15 protein-coding genes and 2 tRNA genes are annotated in these 15,266 nt (G+C 72.4%); 7 read left to right on the top strand and 10 right to left on the bottom strand.

Translation table 11 applies throughout. From position 1 onward, the window contains the following. Positions 1-17: 17 nt before the first annotated feature. Complete coding sequence (gene dnaG / locus V5O49_RS15840; RefSeq protein WP_332903079.1) at positions 18-1,970, top strand: DNA primase; 1,953 nt, start codon at positions 18-20, stop codon at positions 1,968-1,970. 118 nt (positions 1,971-2,088) lie between these two features. Continuing rightward, the gene (locus tag V5O49_RS15835) at positions 2,089-3,078 is read left to right on the top strand and encodes a trypsin-like peptidase domain-containing protein (protein WP_332903078.1); all 990 of its coding nucleotides are present in this window, start codon (positions 2,089-2,091) and stop codon (positions 3,076-3,078) included. Positions 3,079-3,117: 39 nt separating this feature from the next. On the opposite strand, the gene V5O49_RS15830 is transcribed toward V5O49_RS15835, so the two are convergent. Next, a complete protein-coding gene (locus V5O49_RS15830; RefSeq protein ID WP_332903077.1) occupies positions 3,118-3,366 on the bottom strand; it encodes a hypothetical protein in 249 nt (82 codons plus the stop codon). An 86-nt stretch (positions 3,367-3,452) separates the two neighbouring features. Between V5O49_RS15830 and V5O49_RS15825 the strand changes: the two genes are divergently transcribed. Beyond that, positions 3,453-4,031, top strand: coding sequence for a Dps family protein (locus V5O49_RS15825; protein WP_278234773.1), 579 nt, complete (start codon positions 3,453-3,455; stop codon positions 4,029-4,031). A gap of 64 nt (positions 4,032-4,095) precedes the next feature. Here the strand turns inward: V5O49_RS15825 and V5O49_RS15820 are convergent. After that, positions 4,096-4,168, bottom strand: a tRNA-Asn gene (locus V5O49_RS15820). A 51-nt stretch (positions 4,169-4,219) separates the two neighbouring features. Then, positions 4,220-4,741 carry a hypothetical protein gene (locus tag V5O49_RS15815; protein ID WP_332903076.1) on the bottom strand — a complete coding sequence of 174 codons (522 nt, stop codon included), beginning with the start codon at positions 4,739-4,741 and terminating at the stop codon, positions 4,220-4,222. A gap of 82 nt (positions 4,742-4,823) precedes the next feature. Between V5O49_RS15815 and V5O49_RS15810 the strand changes: the two genes are divergently transcribed. Beyond that, on the top strand, positions 4,824-4,997 hold the full coding sequence (locus V5O49_RS15810; RefSeq protein WP_332903075.1) for a CsbD family protein: 174 nt from the start codon (positions 4,824-4,826) through the stop codon (positions 4,995-4,997). A gap of 24 nt (positions 4,998-5,021) precedes the next feature. On the opposite strand, the gene V5O49_RS15805 is transcribed toward V5O49_RS15810, so the two are convergent. Next, positions 5,022-5,095, bottom strand: a tRNA-Ile gene (locus V5O49_RS15805). Between the two features lie 106 nt (positions 5,096-5,201). Here V5O49_RS15805 and def point away from each other — a divergent pair. After that, positions 5,202-5,687 (top strand): peptide deformylase, encoded by a 486-nt coding sequence (def, locus tag V5O49_RS15800; protein WP_332903074.1) that lies wholly within the window; start codon positions 5,202-5,204, stop codon positions 5,685-5,687. Positions 5,688-5,847: 160 nt separating this feature from the next. Further along, entirely contained in the window at positions 5,848-6,348 is a 501-nt protein-coding gene (locus V5O49_RS15795; RefSeq protein ID WP_278234753.1) for a DUF3145 domain-containing protein, read from the top strand. A 100-nt stretch (positions 6,349-6,448) separates the two neighbouring features. Here the strand turns inward: V5O49_RS15795 and V5O49_RS15790 are convergent, their stop codons facing one another. The 5 genes from V5O49_RS15790 to V5O49_RS15770 form a co-directional block, all read right to left on the bottom strand. Then, positions 6,449-7,699, bottom strand: a complete 1,251-nt coding sequence (locus V5O49_RS15790) for a beta-ketoacyl-[acyl-carrier-protein] synthase family protein (RefSeq protein WP_278234752.1) — start codon at positions 7,697-7,699, stop codon at positions 6,449-6,451. Between the two features lie 91 nt (positions 7,700-7,790). Continuing rightward, entirely contained in the window at positions 7,791-8,039 is a 249-nt protein-coding gene (locus V5O49_RS15785) for an acyl carrier protein (protein ID WP_278234751.1), read from the bottom strand. A gap of 105 nt (positions 8,040-8,144) precedes the next feature. Next, positions 8,145-9,155: a beta-ketoacyl-ACP synthase III gene (locus tag V5O49_RS15780; protein WP_332903073.1), complete on the bottom strand. Its 1,011-nt coding sequence runs from the start codon at positions 9,153-9,155 to the stop codon at positions 8,145-8,147. Continuing rightward, positions 9,152-10,123, bottom strand: coding sequence for an ACP S-malonyltransferase (locus V5O49_RS15775; protein ID WP_332903072.1), 972 nt, complete (start codon positions 10,121-10,123; stop codon positions 9,152-9,154). The genes V5O49_RS15780 and V5O49_RS15775 overlap by 4 nt, the downstream gene beginning before the upstream one ends. 98 nt (positions 10,124-10,221) lie before the next feature. Next, on the bottom strand, positions 10,222-11,382 hold the full coding sequence (locus tag V5O49_RS15770; RefSeq protein WP_278234748.1) for a PucR family transcriptional regulator: 1,161 nt from the start codon (positions 11,380-11,382) through the stop codon (positions 10,222-10,224). Between the two features lie 210 nt (positions 11,383-11,592). Between V5O49_RS15770 and V5O49_RS15765 the strand changes: the two genes are divergently transcribed. Continuing rightward, positions 11,593-12,174: a hypothetical protein gene (locus V5O49_RS15765; protein WP_332903071.1), complete on the top strand. Its 582-nt coding sequence runs from the start codon at positions 11,593-11,595 to the stop codon at positions 12,172-12,174. A 116-nt stretch (positions 12,175-12,290) separates the two neighbouring features. Here V5O49_RS15765 and aceE read toward each other — a convergent pair whose 3' ends face one another. Next, the gene (gene aceE / locus V5O49_RS15760) at positions 12,291-15,038 is read right to left on the bottom strand and encodes a pyruvate dehydrogenase (acetyl-transferring), homodimeric type (protein WP_332903070.1); all 2,748 of its coding nucleotides are present in this window, start codon (positions 15,036-15,038) and stop codon (positions 12,291-12,293) included. Positions 15,039-15,266 lie beyond the last annotated feature (228 nt).

The following is a 15,266-nucleotide window of genomic DNA, read 5'->3' as shown; positions in this document are numbered from 1 at the left end:
GGCTCTACACTGCGACCGTGGCAGGCCTGATCAAGCGCGACGACGTGGACGCCGTCCGCGACCGCGCGCGCATCGACGAGATCGTCGGCCAGCACGTCACCCTCAAGTCCGCCGGCGTCGGCTCGATGAAGGGGCTGTGCCCGTTCCACGACGAGCGCACCCCCTCCTTCCACGTCCGGCCGGGCGTGGGCCGCTGGCACTGCTTCGGCTGCGGCGAGGGCGGCGACGTCATCTCGTTCGTGCAGAAGATCGACGGGATGGGGTTCACCGACGCCGTCGAGTACCTCGCCGACAAGGTCGGCGTCGAGCTGCACTACGAGGACTCCCGCACCGGCGCCGCCGCCCAGCGGGGGCCGCGCGAGGAGCCCGGGCGTCGCCAGCGCCTGCTCGAGGCCCACCGCGTCGCCGCCGCGTTCTACGCCGAGCAGCTCTTCGCCCCCGGTGCGCAGGCGGCCCGGGCGTTCCTCGCTGAGCGCAGCTTCGAGCGGGCCGACGCCGAGACGTTCGGTCTCGGGTACGCCCCGACCGGGTGGGACGCGCTGCTGCGGCACCTGCAGAGCCGCGGGTTCACCCAGCCCGAGCTCGTCGCCTCGGGGCTGGTCAGCCAGGGTCAGCGCGGGATCTACGACCGGTTCCGCGGACGGCTCGTGTGGCCGATCCGGGACGTGACCGGCGCGGTCATCGGGTTCGGGGCGCGCAAGCTCTTCGACGACGACCCCGGCCCCAAGTACCTCAACACCCCCGAGACGACGCTGTACAAGAAGGCGCAGGTCCTCTACGGGATCGACCTGGCCAAGCGCGCGATCGCCCAGAACAAGCGGGTCGTCATCGTCGAGGGGTACACCGACGTCATGGCCGCGCACCTGTCCGGCGTGGACACGGCGGTGGCGACCTGCGGCACCGCGTTCGGCCCCGAGCACGCCAAGGTCGTGCGCCGCCTGCTCGGCGACACCACCGCGGGCGGCGGTCTGCAGCTGGCCTCCGGAGCGTCGCTCGGCGGAGAGATCATCTTCACCTTCGACGGCGACGCGGCCGGCCAGAAGGCCGCCATGCGGGCCTTCGGCGAGGACCAGCGCTTCCACGCCCAGACGTTCGTCGCCGTCGAGCCCAGCGGCATGGACCCGTGCGACCTGCGCATGGAGCGCGGCCCCGACGCGGTGCGCACGCTGGTGGACACCCGCGTGCCGCTGTTCGAGTTCGTCATCCGCACCACCCTCGACGGCTTCGACCTCGACACGGTCGAGGGCCGCGTCAACGCGCTGCGGGCGGCGGCACCGATGGTCGCCGGCATCCGCGACCGCTCCATGCAGCTCGGCTACGCCCGCCTGCTGGCCCGCTGGATCGGGATCGACACCGACGAGGTCCGCCGCGAGGTGGGACGGGCGCACAGCACCCCCGGGCCGGCCCGACGCCGGGACGAGCGCACCGCACGGCCGGAGCGCGCTGTCGAGTCGCCGTCGGACGGGCCCGTGGCCGGTCCCGTCCTCAGCGCCCCCGACCCGGCCGACCCCGTGGCGCGCATCGAGCGGCTCGCCCTGGTCGTCGTGCTGCAGTACCCGCAGCACGTGCCGGTCACGTTCGACGACCTCGGTCCGGACGCGTTCGCCACGCCGGCCTGGCGGGCCGTGCACGCGGCGATCCGGGCGGCCGGGGGAGTGCGCACCGGGGCCGGCCTGGGCGGCAACCGCTGGGTGGAGACCGTCGTCGAGGAGGCCGGCGACGCCGTCTCGCCGCTGGTGACCGAACTGGCCGTGGCGCCGGTGCCCGAGGACCGCGAGAGCGCGATCGCGGCGTTCGTGGCCGACGTCGTGCGCAAGGTCGCCGACCTGGGCCTGACCCGTCGCATCGCCGACGCCAAGAGCCGCGTGCAGCGCCTCGACGCCCAGGTCGACCCGGACGCCTACCGGGCGGCGTTCGAGGAGCTCGTCGCGATCGAGAAGGAACGGCGCGAGCTGCGCGAGAGCGCCTGATTCACCCGCGGGCCCCGTATCGGGTCGTCCGCGCGCCGGCTCCCTCCTGTCAGGGGTGCCGGAGCGGTGTCGCGGCCCGCCCGGACCGGCGTTCCGGTCTCCCCGTGGGGGAGGAACCATGCACGACGACGAGCTGTTCGACGTCGAGGCCGACGTACCGGAGGCGTTCTCCGCCGTCGCCCCGACGCGCGACGCGGCCGAGGACGACCTGCTGGCCACCGAGAACGTGGTGGGGGTCGGCCTCGGCTACAAGATCACCGGCGGGGTGCAGACGGACAAGCCCAGCGTCATGGTGCTGGTCGAGCAGAAGCTGCCGCCCGAGCTGCTGTCCGGCAAGCCGGTGCCCAAGACCATCGGCGGCAAGCCGACCGACCTGATGGAGGTCGGCGTCCTGCAGGCAGGTGGGGACGCCGAGCCCGCCGCCGAGGTGGGCGTCCAGAAGCTGGGCACGCGGGTGCGCCCGGCACGGCCCGGCTACAGCGTCGGGCACCTGAAGGTCACGGCCGGCACGCTCGGTGCCGGGGCCTACGACCTGCGCAGCACGGTGCCCGGCAAGCCGCCGCGCTACTACGCGCTGAGCAACAACCACGTGCTGGCGAACTCGAACGACGCCACGATCGGCGACCCCATCATCCAGCCCGGGGCGTTCGACGGCGGCACCTTCCCGGCGGACGTGATCGGGCGCCTCACCCGGTACGTGCCGATCAGGTTCGACGGGACGACGAACCTGGTCGACGCGGCGATCGCCGAGATACCCTTCGACACCATCGACCGGGACATCTACTGGACCGGCTACCCGCAGTCGCTGGTCACGGCGGCGCAGGTCGGGATGGTGCTGAAGAAGACCGGCCGGACCACGCACTTCACCACGGGACGGGTGACCGCGCTCAACGCCACGGTGAACGTCAACTACGGCGGGGGCAAGGTGGCCAAGTTCGGTCGCCAGATCGTCACCACGGACATGTCCGCGGGCGGCGACTCCGGGTCGCTCGTGCTGGACCTGCAGAACAACCCGGTGGGGCTGCTGTTCGCGGGGTCGAGCGCGGCGACGATCCTCAACCCGATCGCCTACGTGCAGCGGCTGCTCGGGGTGCGCGTCTGGCCGTGACCGTCGTGCGCGGCGTCGAGGCCGCCGGCTCGCGCGGGGCTACTCCGCGGCGAACGGGCCGGCGGCCTCGACGCGCACCGGGACGTCGCCGACGGCGGGCGGCAGCTCGCGCACGGCCGGCGACTCCGGGTCGGGCGCGTACACGACCAGGCAGGGGTCGCCCTGGGCGGTCTCGCCGACGGCGACCCCCTGGATCTCCGGCCCGATCCAGCCCTCGGCCGTGGTCAGCGCGTCACGGACCGCCGGGTCGACCTGCGGGACACCGGCGTCCAGGTCTTCCTCGCTCATGGGATCACCGTACGCCGGACGCTCTCGGGTCGCGGTCGGTGGGGCTGGGCGTGAGCATGGAAGGACGACCGACTCAAGGAGATCCGATGGCTGACGGCACGCACCAACCCACCTACACGGTCCCGTCGATGACCGCCGAGGACGGCGCCCGGGTCGCCGAGATCCTGCAGGACCGCCTCAACTCGCTGACCGACCTCCACCTGACGCTCAAGCACGTCCACTGGAACGTCGTCGGGCCGCACTTCATCGCCGTCCACGAGATGCTCGACCCGCAGGTCGACGCCGTGCGGCTCATGGCCGACGACGTCGCCGAACGCATCGCCACGCTCGGCGGGGTGCCGCAGGGCACGCCCGGTGCGCTCGTCGCCCACCGCACCTGGGAGGACTACCACCTGGGCCGGGCCACGACCATCGAGCACCTCGGGGCGCTGGACGAGGTGTACCAGGGCGTCATCGCCGCGCACCGCCAGGCGGCCGAGACAACGGCCGAGCTCGACGACGTGACCAACGACCTGCTGATCGGCAACCTGCGCGACCTGGAGCAGTTCCACTGGTTCGTCCGGGCCCACCTGGAGACCGCCGGGGGAGAGCTGTCGACCGCCGGGGCGACCTCGGAGATCGCCGCCGCCCGGCAGGCGCGGGAGGCCGAGCGCGACGCCGGCTGACCCCCACCGTCCACCGACACGAGAAAGGCCCCTGACCGCGAGGTCAGGGGCCTTTCTCGGTGGGCTCCCGCGACTGGACTTGAACCAGTGACCGTCCGATTAACAGTCGGATGCTCTGCCAGCTGAGCTACGCGGGATCGTGTCCGTCTGCTCCGTGGAGCGGCGAACCGGTGAAAACCATACCAGGTTCAACCGGGTAGTCCGCACGCCGCCCGCACCCTCGACTCCGTGGCGTCCACCACGTTCGCGACGTCCGCCCGTGACAGGTCGACCCCGTCGCCCGCGACGGCCTGGGAGAAGAGGGTGCCGTCCAGCCGGCGCCGCACCGCGACCCGGACCGTCCCGCCGGGGACGTCGACCGTCTCGGCCAGGACGACGGACCACAGCACGCGCTCGCGCACGACCGCCGGCAGGTTGGTACCGGCCGCGTCGGAGAGCATCGGTCGCAGGTCCGGTGCCGCGTCCACCCACTCGACGGTGAGGATCGACCGCTCGGGGTCGAAGGCCGCGCGGTCGACGTCGCACCAGGGACGCCGCGTCGCGACCCGGGGGTCGTCGTCGGTCCCGGAGACCAGGACGAGGTCGGCGGTGGTGGCGACGACCCAGCCGCCGTCGGCCGTCTCGGCGCCGGCGAGCAACCGCTCGGGGCCGACCAGCGGCACCACCTCACGGACGGACGGGGGCTGCTGGCGACGCCTGCGCGTGAACATGCGCCCACCGTACTGGCCGGGGCCCGGGATGCGGTCCGCGCCGTCGGCTCGTAGCGTCGAGATCCCGACGAAGGAGGTTTCCATGAGCATCGGAGACAAGGCCAAGCACGCCGCCGAGGAAGCCCTGGGCAAGGCCAAGGAGGGTCTGGGCAAGGCGTCGGAGGACGAGGAGATGCAGGCCGAGGGCGAGGCCGAGCAGTCGCAGGCCAACCTCAAGCAGGCCGGTGACGACGTCAAGGACGCCTTCAAGAAGTAGCTCACGGCTCCGGCCCTTCCGCCGTGCCCCGTGCCGGACTTGAACCGGCGACCGATCGATTATGAGTCGACTGCTCTGACCGACTGAGCTAACGGGGCGCGGCGGTGAGCCTACCGGAAGCGCGGTGTGGAGCGGTTGTGACGTCTGCCCGCAGGTGCGGCGCCGAGGCGCTGGTCAGGGCGGCGTCGTGGAAGAATGCCAGCCATGGCGATGCGAGAGATCCGGGTGGTGCCCGACCCCGTGCTGCGCACGGCGTGCGACGAGATCACGACGATCGACGACCGTGTGCGCGGCCTCGTCGCGGACCTGCTCGAGACCGTCGACGCGGAGGGTCGTGCCGGGCTGGCCGCGAACCAGATCGGCGTGAACCTGCGGGCGTTCTCCTGGAACGTCGACGACGAGATCGGCTACGTGCTCAACCCGCGGCTGGTCGACGTCTCGGAGGAGCAGCAGGACGGCGACGAGGGCTGCCTGTCGGTGCCCGGGCTGTTCTACCCGACGACCCGCGCCTGGTACGCCCGCGTGGAGGGGACCGACCTGGACGGCAACGAGGTCGTCGTCGAGGGCACGGACCTCATGGCGCGTGCGCTGCAGCACGAGTGCGACCACCTGGACGGCAAGCTCTACCTGGACCGTCTGGAGCGCAGCGTGCGCAAGAAGGCGATGCGGGAGCTGCGCGAGCGCCTCTGAGGCGCCTCAAATGTCCGGATCACTCTCGCGCGTGCCGCGGGGGTGCGGCAAGATGTGACCCAGTACGCAAGAGGACACGCCGCAACAGATGGCCTGACCAGGAACTTCGTGGCTACCGAGGACGTAGGGGAAGACGGGTCTCGGAACCAGGGAGGACAACATGGCTGGCGTCATCACCCGCGGTGTACTTTTCGTGCACTCCGCGCCGCGCGCGTTGTGCCCCCACCTCGAGTGGGCGGCGGGCAACGTGCTGAGCGCTGACGTGTCGTTGGACTGGACGCCCCAGCCCGCGGCACGAGGTCTGTACCGCGCCGAGTACGCGTGGCAGGGCGCCCAGGGCACGGGTGCGCGCCTGGCCTCTGCGCTGCGCGGCTGGGACCACCTGCGCTACGAGGTCACGGAGGACGCCAGCCACGGCAGCGACGCCGCGCGGTGGTCGCACACTCCCGACCTCGGCATCTTCCACGCCATGACCGACATCCACGGCAACGTCGTCGTGCCCGAGGACCGCGTGCGCACCGCCATGGAGAGCTCGCACGACCCGCGTGCCCTGCGCGAGGCGATGGACCTCGCCCTCGGCAGCGCCTGGGACGACGAGCTCGAACCCTTCCGGTACGCGGGAGCCGGCGCCCCCGTGCGCTGGCTGCACCGCGTCGGGTAGCGCACCCCCGCCCGCGACCGGGCGGTCCCGAGGTTCCGCAGACGACGGCGCCCCGCCGGTTCGACCGAACCGGCAGGGCGCCGTCGTGCGTGCGGGGGGCTCAGGCGTTGGTGACGGTGAGCGCCACGTTGTGGCCGCCGAAGCCGAAGGAGTTGTTGACCGCGGCGATGTCGCCGTCGGGCAGCGTCGCCGGCTCGTCGCGGACCAGCGGCACCTGCAGCTCCGGGTCGGGCGTGACGACGTTGATCGTCGGCGGGGCGAGGCGCTCGTGCACCGCCTTGATCGTGAACAGGGCCTCCAGCGCGCCCGCGCCACCGAGCAGGTGGCCCGTCATCGACTTCGTCGCGGACAGGCGCACGTGGTCGGTGTCCTCGCCCAGCACGGTGCGGATCGAGCGGGTCTCGGTGAGGTCGCCCACCTTGGTGGAGGTCGCGTGGGCGTTGACGTGCACGACGTCGGCGCCCGTGACCCCGGCGTCGGCCAGGGAGCGGCGCATCGCCGCGACCTGCCCCTTGCCCTCCGGGTCGGGGGAGGTGATGTGGTAGGCGTCGGCGGACAGCCCCACACCCGCGATCTTCGCGTAGACGCGCGCGCCGCGGGCGGCGGCGTGCTCGGCGCTCTCCAGCACGACGACGGCCGCGCCCTCGCCGATGACGAAGCCGTCGCGGTCGACGTCGTAGGGACGCGAGGCGCCCTGCGGGTCGTCGTTGCGCAACGAGAGCGTGCGCGAGGCGGCGAACGCCGCGATCGGCATCGGGTGGATCGTGGCCTCGGTCCCGCCGCAGACGACGACGTCGGCGCGGCCGGCGCGGATCATGTCCAGGCCGTAGCCGATCGCCTCGGCGCCGGAGGCGCAGGCCGAGACCAGCGCGTGCGCGCCGGCCTGGGCGCCGAGCTCGAGGGAGACGTAGGCCGCCGGCGAGTTCGGCATGAGCATGGGGACGGTCATCGGCAGCACGCGGCGGGCGCCCCGCTCGCGGAGCGTGTCCCAGCCGTCCAGCGTGGTCCAGATGCCGCCGATGCCGGACGAGACCACCGCACCGAGCCGCTCGCCGTCGACCTCGGGGGCGCCGGCGTCCTGCCAGGCCTCCCGTGCGGCGATCATCGCGTACTGGGTCGAGGGGTCCATCCGCTTGGTCTCGGGGCGCGACAGCTTCTCGGAGGGGTCCTCCTTGATCGTCGCGGCGAAGGTGACGGGGATGCCGTACTTCTCCGACCAGTCGTTGTCCATCGTGCGCGCACCGGACTCACCGGCGAGCGCGGCCGCCCACGTCGAGGGGGCGTCCCCGCCGAGCGGGGTGGTGGCACCGAGGCCGGTGACGACGACGTCGCGCGTGGCTGGGGCGGTCATGACGGGGCTCCTGAGAACGAGGGACGACGGTGGACGGGCGACGCGGGCAGACCGGCCGGGCCGGTCTGCCCGCGTGGGCGGACGAGCCCGATCAGCTCTGGGCGCCCTCGATGTACTTCACCGCGTCGCCGACGGTGGTGAGGTTCTTCACCTCGTCGTCCGGGATGCGGACGCCGAACTTGTCCTCGGCGTGGGTCACGATCGTCATCATCGACAGCGAGTCGATGTCGAGGTCGTCCGTGAACGACTTCTCGGGCACGACGGCGTCGGTCGGCAGACCGGTCTCCTCGGCGACGATCTCGGCGAGGCCCTCGAGGATCTCGGAAGAAGTGTGAGCCATGGGGTGCTTCTCTCCTTGAACGGGGTACCGGTCCTCCGGCACCGGGTCGTGATGGGGCGGTGCGATTCTTCCGCACCACCAGGGTCGGACTCTACGGGTCTGGTGTTACGGGAGCACGACCACCTGGGCCGCGTAGACCAGGCCGGCACCGAAGCCGATCTGGAGGGCCAGGTCGCCGGGGCGGGCCCGTCCCTCGGTCAGCAGCCGGTCGACGGCCAGGGGGATCGAGGCCGCCGAGGTGTTGCCGGTGTCGGCGATGTCCCGGGCGACCACGACGGACTCGGGCAGCCCGAGCTGCTTGACCATCTGGTCGATGATGCGCATGTTCGCCTGGTGCGGCACGAAGACCTGGATGTCCTCGGGCTGCACCCCGGCCTCGGCCATCGCCTTGGCGGCGACCGGGGCCATCTGGAAGCTCGCCCACTTGAAGACGGTCTGGCCGTCCTGGCGCAGCGTGGGCCAGCCGAGGTCGGTGTCCCGGCGCAGCTCCGACCAGGAGTGGGTCTGGCGGATGGCCTGCGACTTCGCGCCGTCGGACCCCCACACCGTCGGGCCGATGCCCGGGGTGTCCGAGGGGCCGACGACGGCGGCCCCGGCGCCGTCGCCCAGCAGGAACGAGATCGACCGGTCGGTGGGGTCGATGATGTCGCTGAGCTTCTCCGCGCCGATGACGAGCACGTGGCGCGCCGTCCCGGCGCGGACCATCGCGTCGGCCTGCCCGATGCCGTACGCGTACCCGGCGCAGGCGGCCGAGATGTCGTAGGCGGCGGCCGGCGTGGCGCCGAGCCGGTCGGCCAGCACGGCGGCGGCCGACGGCGTCTGGTGGAAGTACGTGATGGTCGACAGCACGATCGCGTCGATCTCCGCGCCCGTCACCCCGGCGGCGTCCATCGCCCGGCGGGCGGCGGCCTCGGCGAGGTCCAGCACGTCGACGTCGTCGGTCGCGCGCCGCCGGGTCACGATGCCGGTGCGCTGGCGGATCCACTCGTCCGAGGAGTCGATCGGGCCGGCGATCTCGTCGTTCGTGACCGACCGGCTGCCGCGCTCGCCGCCGATGCCCAGGATGCGCGAGTGGCGCACCGGTTCGGCCTGGCGCAGCACGGCGCGCGCGGTCATGCCGCGCCGCCGACGGCGGAGTGCCGGGTGATGAGGTCGCGCGCCGCCTCGACGTCGTCGGGCGACTTCACGGCGACGGACTCGACGCCCTTGAGCGAGCGCTTGGCCAGGCCGGCCAGGACGCCGCCGGGGGCGAGCTCGAGGAGCCCGGTGACGCCGCGCTCGGCCAGCGACGCCTGGCACAGGTCCCAGCGCACCGGCGCGGTGATCTGGGCGGTCAGGCGGGACAGGACGTCGGCGGAGGTGCCGTGGCCGCGCGAGCCCTCGGCCAGCGAGCCGTAGTCGGCGCCGTCGGCGTTGCTCAGCAGCGGCAGCCGCGGGTCGGTGGCCAGCCACGTGGTGGCCACCTGCTCGAAGCGGCTGCGCGCGGGCTCCATGTACGGGGTGTGGAAGGCACCGGCCACGGGCAGCGGGACGACGCGGGTGCGCGCCGGGGGCTGCTCGGCCAGGGCATCGAGGGCCTCGCGGGACCCGGCGGCCACGATCTGGCCGCCGCCGTTGACGTTGGCGGGGTACAGGCCGGCAGCCTCGATGGCGGCCATGACCTCGTCGGTGTCGCCGCCGACGACGGCGCTCATGCCCGACGGCGCGGCGGCCGCGGCGTCGGCCATCGCCCGTCCGCGGTGGGAGACGAGACCGACGGCGCCGGCGTCGTCGAGCGCTCCGGCGACGGCGGCGGCGGACAGCTCGCCCACCGAGTGCCCGGCGGTGACGTCGACGACCTCGGTGGCCTCACGCCCGTCGAGGATCGTGCGCAGCGCGACCAGGGAGGCCGAGACGATCAGCGGCTGGGCCACGGCGGTGTCCCGGATCGTCTCCGCGTCCGACGTGGTCCCGTGCTGGGTCAGGTCGGTCCCGGCAGCGGCCGAGAAGGAGTCGAGCAGGTCGGCGGTGCCGGGCAGCTCCAGCCAGGGGCTGAGCATCCCGGGGTTCTGAGAGCCCTGTCCAGGGCAGACGACGGCGAGCACGACACCACGGTGCCACCTGGGCGGATACCCCGAGCGTCGCGACGTGCACCAACCTGGACACCCCCGGTTGTGGGAATCCGCAATTCGTGACGCGGCGCTCAGGCGTCGTCGAGCTGCCCCAGCGCGAGGGCGATCTGCAGCACGAACGACTCGCGGGCGTCCAGCGGGTCCCAGCCGGTGATCTCGGAGACCTTGCGCAGCCGGTAGCGCACGGTGTTGGGGTGGACGTACAGCCGTCGGGCCGCCGCCTCCAGGGAGCGCCCGGTGCCGAGGTAGGCCGACAGCGTCTCCAGGACGGCACCGGTGGCCTGCTGCAGCGGCAGGTAGGCCTGCGCGACGAGCGTGCGGCGTGCCGCGCGGTCGCCGGTGAGCACCCGTTCGGGCAGCAGGTCGTCGGCCAGGACCGGGCGCGGCGCCTGCGGCCACGCCGACGCGGCGGCCAGCCCGGCCAGGGCGGAGCGCGCCGACGACGTCGCCTCGGCGATCGTGGGCACGACCGGCCCGAACACGACCGGCCCCGGCCCGAACCGGCCGATCAGGCTCGTGGCGGCCGCGACCAGGTCGGTCTCGCCGCCCAGGACCAGCACGAGGCGGTCGCCGTGGATGCCCACGAGGGTGTCCCCGGCCGCGCGGCGGGCGGCGCGCCGCAGCTCGGCGGTGCCGACGTCGTCCAGCCCGTCCAGGGCCTCGCCGACGACGACCAGCACCTGTCCGCGCCCGCTCCAGCCCAGGGCGGAGATGCGCGAGCGCAGCGCGTCGTCGGTGTCGCCGCGCACCAGGGCGTCCACCGCCAGCGCCTCGAGGCGGGCGTCCCACGCGCCACGGACCTCGGCCGCCCGGGCGTAGACCTCGGCGGCGGAGAACGCGACCTCGCGGGAGTACCGCAGCACGGCCTCGCGCAGCTCGCGCTCGTAGCCCGGGGCGGCGATCTGGTCGGAGTAGGACTCGACGACGTCGACCATGAGCCGCACCAGCTGCAGCGTGTGCTGCAGGGAGATCGACCGGGTCAGCTCCGGGGGAGCGGCGGCGAACATCTCGCCCACGCCGTGCGGGTTCTGGGTCGGGTCGGCGAACCAGGTCGCGAAGGAGTTGATGCCGCTCTGGGCGACCAGGGCGACGTAGGAGCGGTCCTCGGCAGGCAGCTGGCGGTACCAGGAGACCTCTTCGTCGAGGCGGCGCATGGCGGCGTTGGTGAGGAGCCCGAGCCCTTCACGGACGCGCTGGACGTTCTCGTCGCGCGAGACGGTCGTGGTCGACATGCTCCTGAGGATAGGGCCATCATTGTGGGGAGTGCACAAATGTATCTGTTCGCGGGCGCGTGGCATGTTCGTCCGACCCCGACGAACACCAGGCGATAGGGTCGGGTCATGGCCATGATGTCTCGGCTCCGCCAGCTCATCCGCCGGCCACGGTCCACCTCGATGGTGGGTGTCCGGCGCCCGTCCGAGACCCGACGGCGAGGTGACACCGTGCACGAAGACGCGTTGCGGGCGATGCTCCACGACGACCCGAACGACGAGCGCGCCTTCAGCGCGCTCGCCGAGCTGGTGCGTCGTCACGCGACCGAGCCCGACAACCCCGAGGACCCGCTGACGGCGGAGCCGGAGGAGGAGCCGGTCGGTGCCGCCGACCTCGCGCTCTGGTCGCTCGCCGAGGAGCTCGCCGGCCACCCCAAGGCCTGGCGCCCCCTGGTCGAGCTCGGCCGCCTGTCGGTCGGTGACGACCCCGAGGGTGCGGTGCGCCGCTTCACCACGGCCGCCGAGCGCGACCCGTCCGGGGTGGCGCTGGCCACGAGCCTGGAGATCCTGCGCGAGGCCGACATGCCCGTCGAGGCCCTCGGCCTGGGCGTCGGCCACTGGCGCACGCGGGAGCAGGTGCCCGAGGTGGGCCGCCAGCTCGTGCTGGCCGCCGTGGAGGCGGACCGCCTGTTCGAGGCGCGGCAGCACCTGGAGGCCCTGGACACCCACCCCGAGTCCGGGCAGGTCGAGGCGATGCGGCGCGACCTCGTGGTCGCGATCGAGGCCGCCGAGGCCCGGCAGTCCTCCACCTGACCCGTCGGCACCACCCGAGCACGGCCCGGCGGTCCGTCGACCGCTGCCGACACGCCGAAGGCCCCGTCACCGCGAGGGTGACGGGGCCTTCGGCGTGCGGGCAGGCGCCTCGCGGGTCAGGCGTCCCCGCCCGCGACACCGGAGGTGCCGGCGTTGACGTCGGTGAGGCGGTACTTCTCGACGGCCTTGGCCACGACGTCCTGCGGGACCTCGCCACGGCGGGCGAGCTGCTGCAGCGTCTTGACCACCATCGACGGGCCGTCGATGAGGAAGAACCGGCGTGCGGCGGCGCGGGTGTCGGAGAACCCGAAGCCGTCGGCACCCAGCACGGCGTAGTCGCCCGGCACCCACGCGCGGATCTGGTCGGGGACCAGGTGGTCGTAGTCGCTGGTGGCGACGAACGGCCCCGCGGCGTCGGACAGCTTCTGGGTCAGGTACGGCACGCGGGGCTCCGCGGCCGGGTCGACCAGCGCCGCCTGCTCGGCGGCGAGCGCGTCGCGACGCAGCTCGTTCCAGCTCGTCACCGACCACACGTCGGCCGACACGCCCCAGTCCTCGCGCAGCAGCTCCTGGGCCTCCAGGGCCCACGGCACGCCCACGCCGGAGGCGAGCAGCTGGGCCTTGGGGCCCTCGCCGTCGTCGGTGGCGATGCGGTGGATGCCGTGCAGGATGCCGTCGACGTCCACGTCCTCCGGCTCGGCCGGCTGGACCATCGGCTCGTTGTAGACCGTCAGGTAGTACATGACGTTCTGGTCGCGACCGTCGGAGCCGTCGCCGTACATGCGCTCGATGCCGTCGCGCACGATGTGGCGGATCTCGTAGCCGAAGGCCGGGTCGTACTGCACCATCGCGGTGTTGGTGCCCGCGATGAGCGGGGAGTGGCCGTCGGCGTGCTGCAGACCCTCACCGGTCAGCGTGGTGCGGCCGGCCGTGGCGCCGATGATGAACCCGCGGGTCATCTGGTCACCGGCGGCCCAGAACTGGTCGCCGGTGCGCTGGAACCCGAACATCGAGTAGAAGATGTAGACGGGCACCATGTGCTCGCCGTGGGTGGCGTACGCCGTGCCGACCGACTGGAACGCGGCGGCGGAACCGGCCTCGTTGATGCCGGTGTGCATGATCTGCCCGGCCTCGGACTCCTTGTAGCTCAGCATGAGCTCGCGGTCCACGGCCAGGTAGTTCTGCCCGACGGTGTTGAAGATCTTGGCGCTCGGGAAGATCGAGTCCAGACCGAAGGTGCGCGCCTCGTCGGGGATGATCGGCACGATGCGCTTGCCGAACTCCTTGTCCTTGATGAGGTCCTTGAGCAGCCGCACGAAGGCCATCGTCGAGGCGACCTGCTGGCTGCCCGAGCCCTTCTTGAGGATCTCGTAGGACTTGTCCTTCGGCAGGGACAGCGCCTTGGGCGACGACCGGCGCTCCGGCACGAACCCGCCGAGGTGACGGCGACGGTCCAGCATGTACTGGATCGACTCGTCCTCCATGCCCGGGTGGTAGTACGGGGGCAGGCCCGGCTCGGCGTCGATCTGCTCGTCGGTCAGCGGGATGCGCAGGTTGTCGCGCAGCGCCTTGAGGTCCTCGTTCTTGACCTTCTTCATCTGGTGCGTGGCGTTGCGGCCGGCGAAGCTCGACCCGAGCGCGTAGCCCTTGACCGTCTGGGCCAGGATCACCGTGGGCTGTCCGGTGTGCGCCCGCGCGGCCGAGTAGGCGGCGAAGATCTTGCGGTAGTCGTGGCCGCCGCGGCGCAGGTTCCAGATGTCCTCGTCGGTCATGTTCTCCACGAGCGCCTTCGTGCGCGGGTCGCGCCCGAAGAAGTGCTCGCGGATGAACGCGCCCGACTCGGCGCGGTAGGTCTGGTAGTCGCCGTCCGGCGTGGCGTTCATGAGGTTGACCAGGGCGCGGTCCTTGTCCGCGTTGAGCAGGGCGTCCCACTCGCGGCCCCAGACGACCTTGATGACGTTCCAGCCGGCGCCGCGGAACTGGGCCTCCAGCTCCTGCATGATCTTGCCGTTGCCGCGGACCGGACCGTCCAGGCGCTGCAGGTTGCAGTTGACCACGAAGGTCAGGTTGTCCAGCCCCTGGTGGGCGGCGTGCTGGAGCATGCCGCGCGACTCGGGCTCGTCCATCTCGCCGTCGCCGAGGAAGGCCCACACGTCCTGCTGGCTGGTGTCCTTGATCCCGCGGTTGTGCAGGTACTTGTTGGTCCAGGCCTGGTAGATCGCCGAGGCCGGGCCGAGGCCCATCGAGACCGTCGGGTACTCCCAGAACTCCGGCATGAGGCGCGGGTGCGGGTAGGACGGCAGGCCGCCGCCCTCGTGGGACTTCTCCTGGCGGAACCCGTCGAGCCGGTCCGCGGACAGGCGACCCTCGAGGTAGGCGCGGGCGTACTGGCCGGGGGAGGAGTGCCCCTGGAAGTAGACCTGATCGCCGCCGCCCGGGTGGTCCTTGCCGCGGAAGAAGTGGTTGAGGCCGACCTCGGTCAGCGTCGCCACGGAGGCGTAGGAGGAGATGTGGCCACCCACCGAGATCTCCGGGCGCTGGGCGCGGGTCACCATCACCGCGGCGTTCCAGCGGATCCAGGAGCGGTAGCGCCGCTCCATCGTCTCGTCGCCGGGGAAGTACGGCTCCTCGTGCACACCGATGGTGTTGACGTACGGCGTGGCCACCGACGTCGGGATCTGCACGTTGCGCTCGCGGGCACGCCGCAGCAGGTTGAGCATGACGTAGCGGGCGCGCGGACCGCCCTTGTCGTCGATCAGCCCGTCGAGGGACTCCACCCACTCCGAGGTCTCGGACGGGTCGATGTCCGGCACAGCGCTGAGCAGACCGTCGATCAGCGGTCCGGTCTCGTCGTACGAAGCCACCAGCAACCTCTCTCTTCTGCGGGCCGTCGCCGGGGTCCGGCGAGCGCCCGTGTCAGGCGTCCCGTGCGCGTCGCCCACGTCGTCGGGATCGCGACGGCGCGGTGCACCCACAGGGGGTCACTACACATTGTGTCCCGAGTTCCTCCGCACGGACACCAGGAAGCGGTCAAGAATCCGTGATCTACGTCATGTCACCCCGTGCGCAAGTGGTCAGGAGGCCCGATGTCG

This window comes from Isoptericola haloaureus, from assembly GCF_036689775.1.
GTDB lineage: Bacteria > Actinomycetota > Actinomycetes > Actinomycetales > Cellulomonadaceae > Isoptericola > Isoptericola haloaureus.
This window is presented reverse-complemented; position numbering and strand designations above follow the sequence as displayed.

What these genes read in the sequence shown, in the direction of transcription:
- V5O49_RS15835 (WP_332903078.1), top strand. Translation starts at nt 2,089, where the DNA reads ATGCACGACGACGAGCTGTTCGACGTCGAGGCCGACGTACCGGAGGCG.
- V5O49_RS15790 (WP_278234752.1), bottom strand. Translation starts at nt 7,699, where the DNA reads ATGACCGCCCCAGCCACGCGCGACGTCGTCGTCACCGGCCTCGGTGCC.
- V5O49_RS15785 (WP_278234751.1), bottom strand. Translation starts at nt 8,039, where the DNA reads ATGGCTCACACTTCTTCCGAGATCCTCGAGGGCCTCGCCGAGATCGTC.
- V5O49_RS15795 (WP_278234753.1), top strand. Translation starts at nt 5,848, where the DNA reads ATGGCTGGCGTCATCACCCGCGGTGTACTTTTCGTGCACTCCGCGCCG.
- V5O49_RS15810 (WP_332903075.1), top strand. Translation starts at nt 4,824, where the DNA reads ATGAGCATCGGAGACAAGGCCAAGCACGCCGCCGAGGAAGCCCTGGGC.
- V5O49_RS15825 (WP_278234773.1), top strand. Translation starts at nt 3,453, where the DNA reads ATGGCTGACGGCACGCACCAACCCACCTACACGGTCCCGTCGATGACC.
- def (WP_332903074.1), top strand. Translation starts at nt 5,202, where the DNA reads ATGGCGATGCGAGAGATCCGGGTGGTGCCCGACCCCGTGCTGCGCACG.
- V5O49_RS15770 (WP_278234748.1), bottom strand. Translation starts at nt 11,382, where the DNA reads ATGTCGACCACGACCGTCTCGCGCGACGAGAACGTCCAGCGCGTCCGT.
- V5O49_RS15830 (WP_332903077.1), bottom strand. Translation starts at nt 3,366, where the DNA reads ATGAGCGAGGAAGACCTGGACGCCGGTGTCCCGCAGGTCGACCCGGCG.
- V5O49_RS15815 (WP_332903076.1), bottom strand. Translation starts at nt 4,741, where the DNA reads ATGTTCACGCGCAGGCGTCGCCAGCAGCCCCCGTCCGTCCGTGAGGTG.
- V5O49_RS15780 (WP_332903073.1), bottom strand. Translation starts at nt 9,155, where the DNA reads ATGACCGCGCGCGCCGTGCTGCGCCAGGCCGAACCGGTGCGCCACTCG.